Below are 17,131 nucleotides of genomic sequence, written 5' to 3' on the forward strand. Positions count from 1 at the left end.
GCAGTTGGCCTGCGTCACTGACCGGAGATGGCCGGAATCGGCTGGAACGTATTCTCGACCAGCGGCTTGGCATCGGCCTGCGGCACGTGGCACTGGGTGCAGAAGTAGCGTCGTGCGGAGATGTTTGCCAGCACGTGCTTTTCCCGGTCCTCGAAGTGGGTCTGGCTGATCTTGGTCGCACCCGCCTCCTTGTAGTTGGCCCAGCTGTGGCAGCTCATGCACTTGTTGAACTTGAGGTTGATCTGGTAACCCTCGATCTTGTGCGGAATGAGCGGCGGCTGCTGCACATAATCACGTGGCAGTACCTCGCCATCCTTTCTGTAGTGCTTGATCTCGGGCACATCCGGCGCCTGATCTATGGGCCGCATACCGCGCAGGGAGGTGATCTCCTCTGCGATCGCGCCGCTTGCGGCAGCCGCCAGCCCGCACATCAGACCGACCGCCATGACGAGAGACTTGTTCATGACATGACCTCCATCTTTCCGGAATTCGAGCCCAGGTTGCCGGACCTGGACTGCCGATTGAAACGCGTGGTGAACTCGAAGACATCCTTCGAACAAACATCGATGCAGCGCCCGCAGTTGGTGCATTCACCGGACCGGATCACGGGGCCGAGCCTCTGCGCCGCGCCCTTGAGCGCCGGGCGGATGACCTGCGGCTCGGGGCAGACCGCAAAGCAGTCCATGCAGTCGTTGCACGCATCCCGCCGCGAGGCCGAAACGCGCATCAGCGAGACGCGACCAAGCAATCCATAAAAGGCACCCACCGGGCACAGGTGGCCACACCAGGCATGGCGGCTGACCAGGAGCTCCGCCAGGAACACGGCCAGAATCAGGGTCCAGCCCAGGCCCATGCCGAAGAGGATGCCGCGGTGCAGATAGGAGACGGGATTGACCAGTTCCCAGACCAGGGTACCGGTCAGCGCTGCCAGCAACAGGGTCATGCCCAGCACCCAGTAGCGCGTTTTGCGCGACAGCCGGGCCGCGCTGCGGATGTCCAGCCGCAGCCGCAGCCAGTGGGCCAGGTCGGTCACCGGATTGAGCGGGCAGACCCAGCTGCAATAGACACGGCCGCCGACCAGCAGATAGAACAGGAGCACGATCAGGGCACCGGTCAGCGCCGTCAGCTCGGGCAGGTGGCCGGCCGCCAGCGTCTGCAGCAGAACGTAGGGGTCGGTCAGCGGCAACAGGTCCAGGGTCAGGCTGGCATTGAGATTGCCCTTTACTACCCAGACCCCGAACCAGGGCCCGGCCAGGAACAGCGCCAGCACCGTGAACTGGCTCAGGCGGCGCAATAGCAGCCAGCGATGCGCAGGCCACCAGCCCTTCTCGCGCCGTGCCTCGCTGCCGGGCATGGGCGTTCGCCGGCTCATGGCTTGCCCTGCCCGCGCCGCAGCGTTTCCAGCGCGCTGTCGCCGAATGGCGGTCCTGCCTCTGCCGACTCGCGGACGCGACCGCTCTGGTAGTCGTATTCCACGCCCTGCGGCAGGTTGAAGGCCCGCTCCGCATCCGGCGCCACCAGGCTTTCACCGGCGGCCGCCTTCTCCTGCCAGCCGAGCCGATAGTGGGCCTGCCGCTCGCCCTTGGCCAGCCGCCGCGGCAGTACCTTGATGGCAGCCTCCTCCAGGATGCAGGCGCGTTCGCACTTGCCGCAACCGGTGCAGGCATCGGAATGGACCACCGGGATGAACAGGGCATGGGTACCCGAACGCGGATTGTGGCGCAGGTCCAGGGTGATGGCCTGGTCGCGCAGCGGGCAGATGTTGTAGCAGACCTCGCAGCGCAGGCCCTGGAAGGCGATGCAGGCCTCCTGGTCCACCACCACCGCCAGGCCCATGCGTGCCTCGCGGATGTCGGTGAGGCCGTGATCGAGCGCACCGGTCGGGCACGCCTTCACGCAGGGAATGTCCTCGCACATCTCGCAGGGTACATCGCGCGCGACGAAATAGGGGCTCCCTGTCGCCACCGCCTCGCCAGGCGCCGCCAGGCGCAGGGTGTCGTAGGGGCAGTCGCGCACACACAGGCCACAGCGGATACAGGCACCGAGAAATTCCGGCTCGGCCAGCGCCCCCGGCGGACGGATGGCCTCGGCGGGCAGGCTGCGGGCGGAGCGGGCATGCAGAGCCAGCCCCAGCCCGAGCGCCGCCACCGCCGCCGCGGTGCGCGCCGTGTCCACCAGGAAACGGCGACGCCCCGCGTTGGTGGCCTGTCGTTGCGCAGTCATGGCCGCTCTTCGACCCTCAGGCCTTCACCACCTTCACCGCGCACTTCTTGTAGTCCGTCTCCTTGGACAGCGGATCGGTGGCATCGAGGGTCACCTTGTTGATCAGGCGACCGGCGTCGAACCAGGGCACAAAGATCAGGCCCCGGGGCGGACGGTTACGGCCCCGGGTTTCAACCCGGGCGATGATCTCGCCGCGCCGGCTGACCACCTTCGCCGGCAGCCCGCGACGGAGGCCACGCTCGCGGGCATCATCGGGATGCATGAAGACCACGGCGTCGGGGAAGGCACGATAGAGTTCCGGCACCCGCCGGGTCATGGAACCCGAGTGCCAGTGTTCCAGTACCCGGCCGGTGGAAAGCCACAGATCGAACTCGTCGTCCGGGCTCTCCGCGGGTGGCTCGTAGGGTGCGGAGATGATGTTGGCCCGACCATCCTTCCGACCATAGAACTGGATGCCGGCCCCCTTGGCGACATGCGGATCGTAGCCCTCGCGATAGCGCCACAGGGTCTCCTTGCCGTTCACCACCGGCCAACGCAGGCCGCGCGCCTGGTGATACATATCGAAGGGCGCCTGCTCGTGGCCCTTCTTGGGCCCCTCGAGCTGGAAGCGACGATATTCCTCGAACAGACCCTTCTGCACGTAGTAGCCGAAGTGCTCGGACTCGTCGTTGTCGTAGACGTTGCCCTCTGCGTCCCGCACCGTGCCGTGCTCATAGGCGAAACTGTCCACCTGGCCATTGCGGAACAGGATCTCGTACAGGGTCTTGCCTCGATATTCAGGCTTCTTCGCCAGCAGCTCCTCGGGCCAGACCTCCTCGACCTTGAAGCGCTTGGAGAACTCCATGATCTGCCACAGATCGGACTTCGCCTCACCCGGCGCCTTCACCTGCTGGCGCCAGAACTGGGTGCGGCGCTCGGCGTTGCCGTAGGCGCCCTCCTTCTCCGTCCACATGGCCGTGGGCAGGATCAGGTCGGCGGCCATGGCGGTGACGGTCGGATAGGGATCCGATACCACAATGAAGTTGTCGGGGTTGCGGTAACCCGGCCAGGTCTCCTCGTTGAGGTTGGCCGCCGCCTGCATGTTGTTGTTGCACATGACCCAGTAGGCATTGAGCCTGCCGTCCTTCAGCATGCGGTTCTGCAATACGGCGTGGTAGCCGACCTTGCCCGGGATGGTGCCTTCCGGCAGTTTCCAGATCTTCTCGGCCAGATCTCGATGCGCCTTCTTCTTGACCACATAGTCGGCGGGGAGGCGATGGGCGAAGGTGCCGACCTCGCGTGCCGTGCCGCAGGCCGAGGGCTGGCCGGTCAGCGAGAAGGGGCTGTTTCCGGGCTCGGAGATCTTGCCCATCAGCAGGTGCACGTTGTAGACCAGACCGTTGACCCACACGCCCCGGGTATGCTGGTTGAAGCCCATGGTCCAGAAGGAAGTCACCTTGCGCTTCGGGTCCGCGTAGACCTTCGCCAGCCGTTCCAGCTTGTCCTTCGGCACGCCGGACAGTTCGGAGACGTAATCGAGCGTATAGGGCTCGACCGACTTCGCGTACGCCTCGAAACTGATCTTGTGGAACTTGCCCACACCCGGGTTCTTCGCCTTTTGCTCCAGCGGGTGTTCGGGGCGCAGGCCGTAACCTATATCCGTGGTGGCCTGATTGAAGTTCACGTGGCTGTCGATGAATTCCTGGTTGTAGGCCTTGTTCTGGATGATGTAGTTGGCGATGTAGTTGAGGATTGCCAGATCGGTCTGTGGCTTGAAGATCATGCCGTTGTCGGCCAGTTCGAAGCAGCGATTCTCGAAGGTCGACAGCACGTGCACCTCGCAGCCCTCCCGGGTGAGCCGGGTATCGGTGAGGCGAGACCACAGGATGGGGTGCATCTCCGCCATGTTCGAACCCCAGAGCACGAACACGTCGGCATTCTCCAGGTCGTCGTAACAACCCATGGGTTCGTCGGCGCCGAAACCGCGGATAAAGGCGCCCACGGCCGAGGCCATGCAGTGCCGGGCATTGGGGTCGATGTTGTTGGAACGGAAACCGGCCTTGTACAGCTTGGAAGCGGCATAGCCCTCCCACACCGTCCACTGCCCGGAGCCGAACATGCCGACCCGCGAGCTGATCTGGTCGACCGACTTGCCCCTGTTCTCCTCCATGCTGCGGCGAATGGCGGCCTTCCACTTGTCGGCCATGATGTCGAAGGCCTCGTCCCAGGACACGGGCTCGAACTCGCCGTTCTTGTCGAAGCGGCCGTTGCGCTTGCGCAGCAGCGGCGTGGTCAGGCGGTCCTTGCCGTACATGATCTTGGACAGGAAATAGCCCTTGATGCAGTTGAGGCCGCGGTTGACCGGCGCATCCGGGTCGCCCTGGGTGGCCACCACGCGACCATCCTTCGTGCCCACCAGCACGCTGCAGCCGGTACCGCAGAAGCGGCAGGGCGCCTTGTCCCACCGGATCATGTCCTTGCCCCGGGCCAGCGCATCCTTCGCGCCCGGCAGGGTCAACCCTGCGGCAGCAGCGGTGGCGGCGGCGGCATGGGTCTTGATGAAGTCACGCCGGGTCAGTTTCATTGCAAACCTCCTCGTCGATGCATGCATCGTCTTCGAACTGGTGATAGACCATGGATGCTGCCAGCACGCCGGGCAGATCCTGCATTCGCAACAGGGTGTCGGCGAGATCGCGATCGGTCGGCTCCTCGATGGTCACGACCATGCGACCGTCGTCGGCGGTGGCGTGGATCTCCACGCCATCGAGCGCCCGCAGGCGGGCGCTCACCTCGGCCAGCCGTTCGGGGCGGGTCCGAACGATGACACCGGAAATGTTCATGACAGTGACGCCTCGTGGTTGGAATACGGCCGGTTGCGCATCCGGATCGCCGCCACCGGGCAGGGCGCGACGCAGGCCCCGCAGCCGGTGCAGGCGCCCGGGTCGATCTCGGGCCGGCTGCGGCCGCCGGGCGTCAGCCGGTAACGCAGCGCGCGGGGCTCGCAGGCATCGCCGCAGCTACGGCAGATCACGCCATTGAGAGCCAGGCAGGCGGCATCGACCTCGACCCGCGGCTGCCAGGGTCCGACGGCAGACAGCAGGTGCTCGGGACAGGCCTCGCGGCAGGCGGCACACAGGCTGCAGCCGGCAACGGAAAAATCGAGTTCGGGGAGCCGGCCGCGGCCGAGGCGGATGAGATGATCGGAGCAGGCATCGACGCAGGCACCACAGCCATCGCAACGCTGCTCGAGGTCGACCGAAGACCAGGGCGGCCGAACCGGCCGGCCGCGTCCGGAAAGGTCGCCACGCAACAGATCGGCTCGACTGATGGTGGATTGCATGTCATGCCCCCCGAGTTCGAGGACAGGATGACGAAAACCCGCATCGCTGACCTTGATGCATATCAAGCAGATCCGGCATAAGGCGTCAGCATCAGCCCAGCATCATGCGCAGACCGATGAGGCACAGGACGAGGGCGAACAGGGACTTGAGCCGCCCGGTGGGCCAGCGATGGGCCCAGCGCGCACCGATCGGCGCGGTGAGCACGCTGGCCAGGCAGATGCCCGCCCAGGCCGGCAGGTACACGAACCCCAGCGTGCCCGGTGGCAGGTTCCCGACATCCCGGCTGGCCAGCAGGAAGCCGACGCTGCCGCCCAGGGCGATGGGCAGACCGCAGGCCGCCGCAGCGGCGACGGCCCGCACCATGGGCAGGCCGGACCAGACCAGGAAGGGCACGGTCAGCGTGCCGCCGCCGATGCCCAGCACCGAGGACACGGCACCGATCACGCCGCCGGCGAGGGTCATGCCCGCCCGGCCGGGGAGCCGCCACAGGGCACGCCCCGGGCGGAAGGCCAGCAGCTGCAGGGCCACCAGGATCTCGAAGGCCCCGAACAGCCGGCGCAGCGTCAGCGTGGGCAGGGCCGCAGCGAGGAAGGCCCCGGCCAGCCCGCCGAGCAGGATGCCGGCCAGCAGCCGCCGGACCAGCGCCCAGTCCACTGCGCCGCGGCGATGGTGCGCCCGTACCGAGGCCACGCCGGTGACCAGGATGGTCGCCAGCGAGGTGGCCACCGCCAGATGGGTGCTGTAGGCCGGCGCCAGTTGCTGCATGCCGAACAGCGCCGTCAATGCCGGCACGATGACGATGCCGCCGCCGAGCCCGAACAGCCCCGCCAGCAGCCCGGCAAGGGCGCCCGTCGCCAGCCAGGCAGGGAGGTCGATCAGGACAAGGGGCAAGGCGGTGTGCGCTCAGCGAATCCAGAGGGTCTTGGCGTTGACGAATTCGCGGATGCCGTGGCGCGCCAGCTCGCGGCCGTAGCCCGAGTGCTTGATGCCGCCGAAGGGCAGGCGCGGATCGCTCTTGACCAGGCCGTTGACGAAGGCACAGCCGCACTCGAGCTGGCGGGCGATGCGCTCGCCCCGGGCGCTGTCGCGGGTCCAGACGCTGCCACCCAATCCAAATACCGAATCGTTGGCGATGCGCACGGCGTCGGTCTCGTCGCGGGCGCGAATGACGATCGCCACCGGACCGAACAGCTCCTCCTCGTAGGCCGGCATGCCCGGGCGGACCTGGTCAAGGATGGAGGCCTGGTAGAAGGCGCCCGGGCCGGGCTGCGGCATGCAGCCGGTCACTGCCACCGCGCCCTGGCGAATGCTTTCCACCACCTGCTTGTGCAACTGGTCGCGCAGATCGTGACGTGCCAGCGGCGGCAGGCGGGTGGCCTCGTCCATGGGATCGCCGCAGGTCATGTTCTCGACCTCGGCTCGGAAACGGGAGAGAAACTCTTCCGCGATCGCCTCCACGGGAATGAAGCGCTTGGCGGCAATGCAGCTCTGGCCGCCGTTGAGAAAGCGCGAGGTCACCGCCACCTCGACCGCCAGGTCGAGATCGGCATCCTCCAGAATGATGAAGGGATCGGAGCCACCCAGTTCCAGCACCGTCTTCTTGATCTGCGCCCCGGCGGCCGCGGCCACGGAACGCCCGGCGGGCTCGCTGCCGGTGAGGGTCACGGCATGCACCCGCGGGTCCTCGATCACGGCGCCCACCTGGTCGGCGCCGATCATCAGCGTGCGGAACACCCCCTCCGGGATACCGGCCTCGCGGAACACCCCCTCCAGCGCCAGCGCGCAGCCGGGCACGTTGGAGGCGTGCTTGAGCAGGCCGGTGTTGCCGGCCATCAGCGCCGGCGCGGCAAAGCGGAACACCTGCCAGAAGGGGAAGTTCCAGGGCATCACCGCCAGCACCGTGCCCAGCGGCTGATAGACCACCAGGCTGCGGCTGGCATCGGTCTCGATGAGTTCATCGGCGAGAAAGTCCGCAGCCTGCTCGGCGTAGTAGTCGCACACCCAGGCACACTTGTCGATCTCGGCGCGCGCCTCGCGAATCAGCTTGCCCATTTCCCCGGTCATCAGCGCGGCATATTCGTCGCGCCGCGCGCGCAGCACCTCGGCGACCCTGCGCAGGTGAGCAGCGCGCGTTTCCATGTCGAGCGCCCGCCATGCCGGCGCGGCGGCCGCGGCCTGGGACAGCGCGGTCTCGATCTGCGCCTCGTTCCAGGTGTCGTAGCGACGGATCAGATCGCCGGTGAGCGGATTGACGGATTTGAATGCCATGCCCTGTTCCTTTTGTTGTGATGGCGGTCGACGGCCGGCGGTGCGCGCTGGCCGGGCATCGCGCGTGGTTTGCTTGGCCAAGCAAAAGGGTTAGATTGGCCGCATGTCACGGACGCCCCAGCCCACCGGCCGCGCCGGCAGGGATGCACCCCTACTATAGCCGATGAATGCTGGCCGCTCGCTGTTGCTGATCTGCCTGCTCTGCCTGGCCCAGGTACTGGCTGCGCGCCCGCGCGATGCGCTGGAACGCCAGCGCGACACCTTCATCGAGGCCTGGGAGGCACTCAAGCGGGGCGACGAGGGGGCCTACCGCCGGCACCGCGAGCGGCTCGGCGACTATCCCCTGCTCGGCTATCTCGAGGATCTCGAGTTGCGGCGCCGGCTGTCGCACGCCACTGACGGCGAAATCCGGGCCTTTCTCGAGCGCCACGCCGACACGCCGCTGGCGGAACGCCTGCGCCGGCGCTGGCTGTACCGGCTGGCCGAGCGCCGGGCCTGGCGACGCTTCCTTGCCTTCTATGCCGAGCCGCAGCCGGTGGCACTCCGCTGCCAGTGGCTGCGCGCCCGTCTGGCGCTGTCGGGCGAACCCGATGCCGACTGGCTGGCGACGGCCGAAGACCTGTGGCGGGTGGGGCATTCGCAGCCCGATGCCTGCGATCCGGTATTCAAGGCCCTGTACGCCAGCGGGCGCATCGGCGCCGCGCAGGTATGGGCACGCTTCGAGCTGGCCATGGCCAATGGCAAGCTCAGTCTGGCGCGGTTCCTCGCCGCCCGTCTGCCGCCCGCCGAGCGCGCCACTGCCGAGCGCTGGCGCGAGGCCCACCGCCGGCCGGCCTGGACCCTGCGCGATCCGGTGCTGCGGACCGACACGCCGAGACATCGCCAGATTCTCATCCATGCCATCCGCCGGCTGGCGCGCAGCGATCCGGCCGCCGCGCATCGCCACTGGCTGAAGATCGCCGACCGCCATGCCTTCTCGCCCGCACAGCGCCTCGCGGCCTGGGCGGCCATCGGCCTCAATGCCGCCTACCGGCGCGCCCCGGAGGCCCACGATTGGCTGGCCAACATCCCGCCCGAGGCCCGCGACGACGACCACTGGCAGTGGCTGGGCCGCAGCGCGCTCTGGGACGGCCGATGGCGCGACCTGGCACAGACCATCGCCGCCATGCCGGCGGCGCTGGCGAACACCCCCGAATGGCAGTACTGGCGGGCCCGCGCGCTGGCGACAGAGGGCCGCAGGGCCGAGGCCCGCGCCGGCTTCGCCGAGCTGGCCCGGGACCGCAGCTTCCACGGCTTCCTCGCCGCCGACCGGGTGGCGGCACCCTACGCCCTCGACAGTACGCCCCTCGCGGTCGCCCCCGCCCTGCTGGATCGCCTGCTCGACGACCATCCGGGCCTGCTGCGGGCACGCGAACTCTACTTCGTCAGCTTCACGCTCCAGGCGCGGCGGGAGTGGTACCGGGCCCGCCAGCCGCTGTCGCCGGAGGAACTGGCGGCGGCGGCGGTGCTCGCCTCGCGCTGGGGCTGGCACGATCGCGCCATAGTCGCGGCCGCCGCGGCACGCCGCTACGACGATCTTGAACTGCGCTTCCCGCTGCTGCATCGCGAGCAGGTCATGCAGGTTGCCCGCCGGTTCCGGCTCGACCCGGCGCTGATCTACGGGATCATGCGCCAGGAAAGCGCCTTCATGCAGGATGCGCGGTCCTCGGTGGGCGCGCTGGGCCTGATGCAACTGATGCCGGCAACCGGCCGGGCCACGGCGCGGCTGCTGCGCATGCCGCGTCCCACCGCCGCCAGCCTGCTGCGACCCGAGGTCAACATCCGCCTCGGCAGCGCCTACTACCGGCGCATGCTCGACCGCTTCCATGACCAGCCGGCGCTGGCGGCCGCGGCCTACAACGCCGGGCCCCAGCGGGTGGACCGCTGGCTGCCGCGGGGACAGGCCATGGCCCCGGACCGCTGGATCGACAGCATTCCCTTCACCGAGACCCGCCGCTACGTGCGCGGCGTGCTGGCCTACGCCACCGTCTATCGCAGCCGGCTGGGGCTGCCCATGGTCCGCCTCGCACAACGGCTGCCACCCGTGCCGCCGGCGCCCGATCCCGCTTGACCTGCCCCGGACGGCCCGCCACTATGACGCGGTCCCCATCCCAACGCGATCGCCAACACACAGAATGAAAAGAGAAAAGGTCTGCATCCTGGGCGGCAGCGGCTTCGTCGGCCGTCACCTCGCCCACCATCTCACCGGCCGCGGCACCGAGGTCATCATTCCCACCCGCCGCCGGGAACGGCACAAGGACCTGCTGGTCAATCCGCGCATCCGGCTGGTGGAATGCAACGTGCATGACACCCGCACCCTGCGCGAGCTGCTCCAGGGTGCGGATGCGGTCGTCAACCTGGTCGGCATCCTCAATGAATCCGGCAACGACGGCAGCGGCTTTCGTCGCGTCCATGTCGAGCTGCCACAGAAGATCGTCAACGCCTGCCTGGCCGAGGGGGTGACCCGGCTGCTGCACATGAGTGCGCTGAATGCCTACCCGCGCGAGGAGCACAGCCTGTACCTGCGCACCAAGGGCGAGGGCGAGGACCTGGTGCACGCGGCGGCGGCCCAGGGTCTCGAGGTGACCAGCTTCCGCCCGTCGGTGATCTTCGGCCCCGGGGACAGCTTCTTCAACCGCTTCGCCGGCCTGCTGCGCCTGACGCCCTGGATCTTCCCGCTGGCCTGTCCGGACGCGAAGATGTCGCCGGTCTGTGTCGGCGACGTGGTTGCCGCCTTCCTGCGTGCCCTGGACGACGACGATACCATCGGCAGGCACTGCGACCTGTGCGGGCCCGAGGTCTGCACCCTGCAGGAACTGGTCGAATACACCGCAAGGGTCATCGGGGTACGGCGCCGCATCCTGCGCCTGGGCAACACCGGCTCCTGGCTGCAGGCGCGGCTGCTCGAGTTCGTCCCCGGCAAGCCCTTCTCGCGGGACAACTTCTGGTCGTTGCAGAAGGAAGGCGTGTGCCCGGAGAACTGCCTGCGCAGGCTGGGCATCGAGCCCACCGCCATCGCCGCCGTGGTGCCCCTGTACCTCGGCAACGGCTCGCTGCGCAGCCGCTACCAGCAACTGCGCGCGCTGGCCCACCGCGACCCCGAACTGGTCGGCGTGCTGGTCGGCGGCCGGGGCTGAGGCCCGGCCATGGAGGTCTACCTGGTCGGCGGCGCGGTGCGCGACAGGCTGCTCGGCCTGCCGGTACGCGAACGCGACTGGGTGGTGGTGGGCGCGACGCCCGAGGACATGCGCGAACGCGGCTTCCGGCCGGTGGGCAAGGACTTTCCCGTGTTCCTGCACCCCGAGACGGGCGAGGAATACGCCCTGGCCCGCACCGAGCGCAAGACCGGTCCCGGCTACACCGGCTTCGAGTTCCATGCCGATCCCGAGGTCACCCTGGAGCAGGACCTGGCACGGCGCGATCTCACCATCAACGCCATGGCCGAGGCCGCCGACGGGACCCTGATCGACCCCTTCAACGGCCAGGAGGACCTGCGCAACGGCATCCTGCGCCACGTGTCTCCGGCCTTCGTCGAGGATCCGGTACGCATCCTGCGCGTGGCGCGCTTCGCCGCCCGTTTCGGCAAGTGGGGCTTCCGGGTCGCGCACGGCACCCATGCACTGATGAAGCGCATGGTGGAGAACGGCGAGGTCGACCATCTGGTGCCGGAACGGGTGTGGGCGGAGACGGTCAAGGCCCTGGCGGAGGACACGCCCGAGCGCTACTTCGAGGTGCTGCATGCGTGTGGCGCGCTGGCCCGGGTGTTCCCCGAGCTGGATCGGCTGTTCGGCGTGCCCCAGCCCGCCCATCATCACCCCGAGGTGGACACCGGCATCCACTGCCTGCTGGTACTCAGGGCCGCGGCCGCACTGTCATCCGATCCGGAGGTGCGGTTCGCGGCGCTGGTCCACGATCTCGGCAAGGGCACCACGCCACCCGACCAATGGCCGCATCACAGGGGGCATGAGGCGCGCAGCGTCGATCTGGTGAAACAGATGGCCGTGCGCCTGCGTATCCCCAATGCCTTCCGCGATCTCGGCTGCCTGGTCGCCGAACACCATGGCACCGCCCATCGCGCACTGGAGCTGCGCCCGGCCACGCTGGTCGATCTGCTCGGCCGGCTCGATGCCTTCCGTCGGCCCGACCGCTTCGAACAGTTCCTGCTCGCCTGCCACGCCGACGTGCGCGGCCGCAAGGGCCACGAACAGGCGCCCTATCCCCAGGGCGACTGGTTGCGCGCCGCGCGCGAGGCCTGCGCCACCATCGACGCCGCCGCACTCGCCGCCCGGGGCCTCAGGGGTGCGGCCATCGCCGAGGCCGTGCGCGAGCGGCGCATCGATGCCGTGCGTGCGGCGCGAAAGGCTTTTGAAGGGAACGTGCGGGGCGAGGAGTGAGCAACGGTGTTGAGCCCCAGGCGGGAATGGCGGGTTGTTGCCGCCAGGGCGTGGAAGCGGCGGATCACGGGGTTGCAGCGGACGGCGGCGAGGGCCGCGCCCGCAGGTTCTCGCGGGCGGCGTCGATGGCCTGGTCGAGATAGCCGCCGAAGAAATCCGGCGTGGTCAGGCCGACCATGCGCTCGACCAGTTCGCGCCCCTGCGGATCCAGGAACAGGAGGGTCGGTGTGAGCGAGGCCCGATAGCGGTCGGCCAGCTCCGAAGCCGTGACCAGACGGCCGTCGAAGTCGCGCAGCAGGTTCGCCTGGTCGATCTCGATCTTGCGGATGATCACCCGGTCGTCGTAGTCGCCGCTGATCAGCATGGGAATGAGGAAATCTTCCTCGAGCTGGATGCAGTAAGCGCAGTCACTGGCGGCGACCACCAGCAGGATGGGCAGGCGGCGCTCGGCTGCCAGCCGGCCGTCGGCGGCGAGATCGCGGGCCACCGGCACCGACGCCCGGCCGGCCACGGCCAGCGTCGTCACCGCCAGCAGCAGGGCCAGCAGCAGCCCGGGCCGCCGGTTCGGCTTGCGTCTCGCTTTGTTCACTCGTTATCCTCGCTGTCCCGAGCGCCCGAGCGGGCGCCGCCCGTCCACAAGGCCCGATATTCCCCATGTCCGAGCAGATCATTCGCATTGCCACCCGCAAGAGCGCACTTGCCCTGTGGCAGGCCGAACACGTCAAGGCCGGCCTCGAGGCCCATCATCCGGGCGTCCAGGTGGAACTGGTCACCATGAGTACCCGCGGCGACAGGATCCTCGACAGCCCCCTGGCCAAGGTGGGGGGCAAGGGCCTGTTCGTCAAGGAACTGGAGCAGGCCATGCTCGAGGGACGGGCGGACATCGCCGTGCATTCCATGAAAGATGTCCCGGTGGCACTGCCGGAGGGTCTGGAACTGGCGGTGGTGCTGGAGCGCGAGGATCCGCGCGATGCCTTCGTGTCCAATCGTTTCGATACCTTCGAGGCGCTGCCACAGGGGGCCGTGGTCGGCACCTCCAGCCTCAGGCGGCAGTGCCAGATTCGCGCGCTGCGCCCCGATCTCGAAATCCGCGACCTGCGCGGCAACGTCAACACGCGCCTGGACAAGCTCGACGCCGGCGAGTTCGACGCCATCATTCTGGCCTGCGCCGGCCTCCGGCGGCTGGGCCTCGAATCGCGCATCGCCGAGACCCTGGGGCCGGAGGTGATCCTGCCGGCCATCGGTCAGGGAGCCATCGGCATCGAGTGCCGCAGCGACGATGCCGCGGTGCGCGCCCTCATCGAACCCCTGGGCGACGCCCGCACCGCCACCCGGGTGCGTGCCGAGCGCGCCTTCAATGCCCGCCTCGAGGGTGGTTGCCAAGTACCCATCGGCGGTTATGCGGAGTTCGACCATGGCGTGGTGGTGCTGCGCGGGCTGGTCGGCCGTCCCGACGGCAGCGAGATCGTCCACGGCGTGATCAGCGGCCGCGCCGAGGATGCCGGGGAACTGGGCGAGGTGCTGGCGACCGACCTGCTCGGGCGCGGGGCCGCCGACATCCTCGCCGAGGTCTACGCGAACTCGTGAGCGCCGCGACGCCGCTGACGGGATGCGGTGTGCTGGTGACCCGGCCGCAGCCCCAGGCGCAGGCCCTGATGGACTGCATCACGGCAGCCGGGGGCCGCGCCCTGCACCTGCCGGCGCTGGAAATCGCGCCGCCCACGGACCCCGGGCCGCTGCGGGCGGCGCTGGCCGGGCTGGCGGATTTCGACCTGGCGCTGTTTGCCAGCGCCAATGCCGTGCGCGGGCTGCTGGCCGAGGCCGGCGGCGGGATCGACTGGCCGGCGCGGCTGATGACGGGGGCGGTGGGGGCGAAGACGGCGGCGGCCCTGGAGGCCGCGGGCATTGCCGTGACCCTGGTGCCCGAGACCGGTTTCGACAGCGAGCACCTGCTGGCCCTGCCGGCGCTGGCCGAGGTCGCCGGCCGCCGCGTGCTGCTGGTGTCCGGCGAAGGGGGGCGCGAGCTGCTGCGCGACACGCTGACAACACGGGGTGCCGAGGTGGTGCAGGTGGCCAGCTATTGCCGTCGCCTACCCGCCGTTGACCCGTCGCCCGTGCTCGATGCCTGGTCGGCGGGCGGGATCCAGGCAGTGACCGTTGCCAGCAACGAAAGTTTGCACAATCTGTTCGAACTCATCGGACAAAAGGGGCAAACTCTGCTCAGGGAAACCTGGTTGGTGGTGCCGGGCCGGCGGGCCGATGCGCTCGCCGGGTCGCTGGGCATCCGCCGCCGCATCATTGCCGCCAATGCCACCGACGAGGCCATGTGTCAGGCCCTGGTGGACTGGGCGGCCGGTACACAGGGGAAGGAAGGGCAACATGAGTGAAGGCAGTCAGGACAAGCCCGCCGGCAACGCCGGGGGCGCCGAGAAGCCCGCGGCCAAGGGCAGCCGTTCCGGCGGCAGCCGGCGCCGGAACCGCAGCACCACGCAACGCCGCGAGCCGGCCGCTGCGCCCGCCGCCGAGACCGGCGCGGCCCGCAGCACCACCGGCGCCGGTGCCTCGCTGTGGCTGGCACTGGTGGCGCTGGTGCTGGCCATCGGGGTTGCCGTCGGCGGCTATTTCATCTGGCACGAGGTCAATCGCCAGGCGGCCTGGCAGCAGGAGGTGCTGGCCCAGATCGACAGTCGGAACGCCGCCCTCGATGCGCGCCTGAAGTCCTTCGACGACCGCCTGCAGGCCGATCTCGCCGCGACCCGCCGCGCCCAGGACGCGTTGCAGCAGCGGCTGGCCGCCGCCGAGAGCGCGCGCAAGGGCCTGGAACAGGCCATCACCCTGCTGCGCGCCCAGCTCGGACGCGGCCGCGACGACTGGGTGCTGGCCGAGGCCGGGTACCTGCTCAACGTCGCCCATCAGCGTGCGGCGCTGGCGCGCGATCCCGCGACCGCGATTCTCGCCCTGCAGACCGCCGACCAGCGCCTGCAGGCCCTGGCCGACCCCGGGCTCAAGCCGGTGCGCGATCAGATCGCGCGCGACATCACCGCCCTGCAGGCGGTGCAGCTGCCGGACATCGACGGCCTGACCTCGCGCCTGGAGGGGCTGGAGGCGGCGGTCGACGGCCTCAAGCTGGCCGGCGCCCACTACCAGCCGCCCGCCCCGCAGGGGCCCGGTGAGGGCGGCCTGCCCTCGGACTGGAAACAGGTGCCGGGGGCAGTCTGGGACGAACTGCGCAAGCTGGTGGTGGTGCGCCGCAACGACCAGCCGGTGGGTCCGATGCTGGCGCCCGAACAGCAGTATTTCCTGCACGAGAACCTGCGCCTGCAACTGGCAGCCGCGCGACTGGCGCTGCTGCGTGGCGAGCCGGCGGCCTGGCAGGGTGCTCTGCAGACCGCGCGCGACTGGCTGCAGCGGCATTTCGATGTCGAGGCACCCGCGGTCAAGGCCACACTCGATGCCGTCGACGACCTGATGCAAGTGGAGGTACGCCCGGCGATCCCCGATGTCTCGGGCTCGCTGCGACGGTTGCGCGAAGTCATGCGCCTGCGCGAGCTGGCCGCCGAGGCGCCCGCCGGCGGGGCAGAGACCGGGAGCGCACAGCCATGAAGGCACTGCTGTTCGCGCTGCTGGTGCTGATCGCCGCCACCGGCCTGGGCCTGGCCCTGTTCGACGAACCGGGCTACCTGCTGATCGGCTACGGGGAATGGACCATCGAGACCACGCTGGCCATGGCGCTGTTCGTGCTGCTGCTGGCCTTTGCGTCCCTCTACCTGCTGCTGCGATTCATCGCCGGCCTGCGCCGTTCTCCGCGCGCGCTGAGCGAGTGGCGCCGGCGCCGCCGTGCGGCGCGTGCGCGCAAGGCGCTCAACCGGGGTCTGGTGGATCTTTCCGAAGGCAACTGGGAGGCCGCGGAGAAGCGCCTGATCCGCTATGCCGGGGACAGCGACAATCCGCTGATGAACTATCTGGCCGCGGCCCGTGCCGCCCAGGCCCAGGGTGCCCACGAGCGGCGGGACCACTATCTGCGTCTTGCCCATCAGGCCATGCCCGAGGCCGACATCGCCGTCGGCCTCACACAGGCAGAACTGCAGATCGCCCATCGCCAGATGGAGCAGGCGCTGGCCACCCTGACCCATCTGCGCACGCTCGCGCCGCGCCATCCCCATGTGCTCAAGATGCTGATGAAGCTGTACCAGCGACTGGGCGACTGGGAGCACCTGCGCGACCTGTTGCCGGAACTGCGCAAGCGGCAGGTCATCGACGGCGAGGCGGCCGACGCGCTGGAACGCCAGATCCACACCGAGCTGCTGGCCCAGGCGGCACGGGGTGGCGACGTCGAGGCCCTGCAGCAGGCCTGGGCGCGGGTGCCCAGGCGGCTGACGCGCGATCCCGAGCTGGTGCTGGCCCATGCCCGCCACCTGCACCAGCTCGATCGTGATGCCGACGCCGAGCCGCTGTTGCGCCAGGCCCTGCGCCAGCAGTGGGACGACCGGCTGGTGGATCTCTATGGCCGGCTCCGGGCCCCGCAGCCCGGCCTGCAGCTTGAAGTAGCCGAGGAATGGCTGCGCCAGCATCCCGACAATCCGGTGCTGCTGCAGGCACTGGGTCGCATCGCCTTGCGCAACGAACTCTGGGGCAAGGCGCGCAGTTACCTGCAGAACGCCCTGGAGCTGATGCCCACGGTCGAGAGCTACGCCCTGCTCGCGGCGCTGCTCGAACGCCTGGGTGAAGGGAAGGAGGCCGTGGCCCTGTTGCGTCGCGGCGTGGCGCTGGCCAGCGGCGACGATGGCCCCGATGCCCTGCCGCCGCCGGCCTCGCCCGCCGCCCCGCTGCCCGGCCCCGAGGCGCAGCCGGAAGCCGGCAAGGCCTGAGCGGCAGCGCCTTCCGGAA

The 17,131-nt window shown here is 69.2% G+C and carries 16 protein-coding genes; 7 read left to right on the forward strand and 9 right to left on the reverse strand.

The features are described 5' to 3' along the window. Positions 1 to 14: 14 nt before the first annotated feature. From MVF76_RS10240 to MVF76_RS10275, 8 genes are all read right to left on the reverse strand, one after another. On the reverse strand, positions 15 to 464 hold the full coding sequence (locus MVF76_RS10240) for a nitrate reductase cytochrome c-type subunit (protein ID WP_297528775.1): 450 nt from the start codon (positions 462 to 464) through the stop codon (positions 15 to 17). After that, positions 461 to 1,372: a quinol dehydrogenase ferredoxin subunit NapH gene (gene napH / locus MVF76_RS10245; protein ID WP_297528777.1), complete on the reverse strand. Its 912-nt coding sequence runs from the start codon at positions 1,370 to 1,372 to the stop codon at positions 461 to 463. The genes MVF76_RS10240 and napH overlap by 4 nt, the downstream gene beginning before the upstream one ends. Further along, positions 1,369 to 2,223 carry a ferredoxin-type protein NapG gene (gene napG, locus MVF76_RS10250; protein ID WP_297528779.1) on the reverse strand — a complete coding sequence of 285 codons (855 nt, stop codon included), beginning with the start codon at positions 2,221 to 2,223 and terminating at the stop codon, positions 1,369 to 1,371. Before napG ends, napH begins: the two co-directional genes overlap by 4 nt. A 16-nt stretch (positions 2,224 to 2,239) precedes the next feature. Further along, positions 2,240 to 4,786 carry a nitrate reductase catalytic subunit NapA gene (gene napA / locus MVF76_RS10255; RefSeq protein ID WP_297528781.1) on the reverse strand — a complete coding sequence of 849 codons (2,547 nt, stop codon included), beginning with the start codon at positions 4,784 to 4,786 and terminating at the stop codon, positions 2,240 to 2,242. Further along, positions 4,767 to 5,042, reverse strand: coding sequence for a chaperone NapD (locus MVF76_RS10260; protein ID WP_297528783.1), 276 nt, complete (start codon positions 5,040 to 5,042; stop codon positions 4,767 to 4,769). The genes napA and MVF76_RS10260 overlap by 20 nt, the downstream gene beginning before the upstream one ends. After that, entirely contained in the window at positions 5,039 to 5,542 is a 504-nt protein-coding gene (gene napF, locus MVF76_RS10265; protein WP_297528785.1) for a ferredoxin-type protein NapF, read from the reverse strand. The genes MVF76_RS10260 and napF overlap by 4 nt, the downstream gene beginning before the upstream one ends. A gap of 91 nt (positions 5,543 to 5,633) precedes the next feature. Then, a complete protein-coding gene (locus MVF76_RS10270; RefSeq protein ID WP_297528788.1) occupies positions 5,634 to 6,434 on the reverse strand; it encodes a sulfite exporter TauE/SafE family protein in 801 nt (266 codons plus the stop codon). Positions 6,435 to 6,446: 12 nt separating this feature from the next. Beyond that, positions 6,447 to 7,811, reverse strand: a complete 1,365-nt coding sequence (locus MVF76_RS10275; protein ID WP_297528790.1) for an NAD-dependent succinate-semialdehyde dehydrogenase — start codon at positions 7,809 to 7,811, stop codon at positions 6,447 to 6,449. 163 nt (positions 7,812 to 7,974) lie between these two features. Between MVF76_RS10275 and MVF76_RS10280 the strand changes: the two genes are divergently transcribed. From MVF76_RS10280 to MVF76_RS10290, 3 genes are all read left to right on the forward strand, one after another. Further along, a complete protein-coding gene (locus MVF76_RS10280; RefSeq protein WP_297528791.1) occupies positions 7,975 to 9,921 on the forward strand; it encodes a transglycosylase SLT domain-containing protein in 1,947 nt (648 codons plus the stop codon). 64 nt (positions 9,922 to 9,985) lie between these two features. Further along, positions 9,986 to 10,987, forward strand: a complete 1,002-nt coding sequence (locus MVF76_RS10285) for a complex I NDUFA9 subunit family protein (protein ID WP_297528792.1) — start codon at positions 9,986 to 9,988, stop codon at positions 10,985 to 10,987. Between the two features lie 9 nt (positions 10,988 to 10,996). Next, complete coding sequence (locus MVF76_RS10290; RefSeq protein WP_297528793.1) at positions 10,997 to 12,244, forward strand: multifunctional CCA addition/repair protein; 1,248 nt, start codon at positions 10,997 to 10,999, stop codon at positions 12,242 to 12,244. Between the two features lie 64 nt (positions 12,245 to 12,308). On the opposite strand, the gene MVF76_RS10295 is transcribed toward MVF76_RS10290, so the two are convergent. After that, on the reverse strand, positions 12,309 to 12,833 hold the full coding sequence (locus MVF76_RS10295; RefSeq protein WP_297528795.1) for a thioredoxin family protein: 525 nt from the start codon (positions 12,831 to 12,833) through the stop codon (positions 12,309 to 12,311). Positions 12,834 to 12,898: 65 nt separating this feature from the next. Between MVF76_RS10295 and hemC the strand changes: the two genes are divergently transcribed. From hemC to MVF76_RS10315, 4 genes are read left to right on the forward strand one after another with little or no spacing between them, the layout of a single operon-like run. Further along, entirely contained in the window at positions 12,899 to 13,831 is a 933-nt protein-coding gene (hemC, locus tag MVF76_RS10300; protein ID WP_297528796.1) for a hydroxymethylbilane synthase, read from the forward strand. Continuing rightward, positions 13,828 to 14,631, forward strand: coding sequence for a uroporphyrinogen-III synthase (locus MVF76_RS10305; RefSeq protein ID WP_297528798.1), 804 nt, complete (start codon positions 13,828 to 13,830; stop codon positions 14,629 to 14,631). Before hemC ends, MVF76_RS10305 begins: the two co-directional genes overlap by 4 nt. Beyond that, entirely contained in the window at positions 14,624 to 15,847 is a 1,224-nt protein-coding gene (locus MVF76_RS10310) for a uroporphyrinogen-III C-methyltransferase (protein ID WP_297528800.1), read from the forward strand. Before MVF76_RS10305 ends, MVF76_RS10310 begins: the two co-directional genes overlap by 8 nt. Then, complete coding sequence (locus MVF76_RS10315) at positions 15,844 to 17,112, forward strand: heme biosynthesis HemY N-terminal domain-containing protein (protein WP_297528802.1); 1,269 nt, start codon at positions 15,844 to 15,846, stop codon at positions 17,110 to 17,112. The genes MVF76_RS10310 and MVF76_RS10315 overlap by 4 nt, the downstream gene beginning before the upstream one ends. The last annotated feature ends 19 nt before the right edge of the window (positions 17,113 to 17,131 follow it).

It is taken from the genome of Thiohalobacter sp., from assembly GCF_027000115.1.
In the GTDB taxonomy this organism is placed as follows: domain Bacteria; phylum Pseudomonadota; class Gammaproteobacteria; order Thiohalobacterales; family Thiohalobacteraceae; genus JALTON01.

Bases quoted from the DNA above. Each gene is read 5' to 3' on its own strand.
- MVF76_RS10310 (WP_297528800.1), top strand. From the start codon at position 14,624: ATGAGTGAAGGCAGTCAGGACAAGCCCGCCGGCAACGCCGGGGGCGCC.
- MVF76_RS10290 (WP_297528793.1), top strand. From the start codon at position 10,997: ATGGAGGTCTACCTGGTCGGCGGCGCGGTGCGCGACAGGCTGCTCGGC.
- MVF76_RS10285 (WP_297528792.1), top strand. From the start codon at position 9,986: ATGAAAAGAGAAAAGGTCTGCATCCTGGGCGGCAGCGGCTTCGTCGGC.
- MVF76_RS10315 (WP_297528802.1), top strand. From the start codon at position 15,844: ATGAAGGCACTGCTGTTCGCGCTGCTGGTGCTGATCGCCGCCACCGGC.
- MVF76_RS10280 (WP_297528791.1), top strand. From the start codon at position 7,975: ATGAATGCTGGCCGCTCGCTGTTGCTGATCTGCCTGCTCTGCCTGGCC.
- napA (WP_297528781.1), bottom strand. From the start codon at position 4,786: ATGAAACTGACCCGGCGTGACTTCATCAAGACCCATGCCGCCGCCGCC.
- MVF76_RS10275 (WP_297528790.1), bottom strand. From the start codon at position 7,811: ATGGCATTCAAATCCGTCAATCCGCTCACCGGCGATCTGATCCGTCGC.
- napG (WP_297528779.1), bottom strand. From the start codon at position 2,223: ATGACTGCGCAACGACAGGCCACCAACGCGGGGCGTCGCCGTTTCCTG.
- napF (WP_297528785.1), bottom strand. From the start codon at position 5,542: ATGCAATCCACCATCAGTCGAGCCGATCTGTTGCGTGGCGACCTTTCC.
- MVF76_RS10240 (WP_297528775.1), bottom strand. From the start codon at position 464: ATGAACAAGTCTCTCGTCATGGCGGTCGGTCTGATGTGCGGGCTGGCG.
- napH (WP_297528777.1), bottom strand. From the start codon at position 1,372: ATGAGCCGGCGAACGCCCATGCCCGGCAGCGAGGCACGGCGCGAGAAG.
- hemC (WP_297528796.1), top strand. From the start codon at position 12,899: ATGTCCGAGCAGATCATTCGCATTGCCACCCGCAAGAGCGCACTTGCC.
- MVF76_RS10260 (WP_297528783.1), bottom strand. From the start codon at position 5,042: ATGAACATTTCCGGTGTCATCGTTCGGACCCGCCCCGAACGGCTGGCC.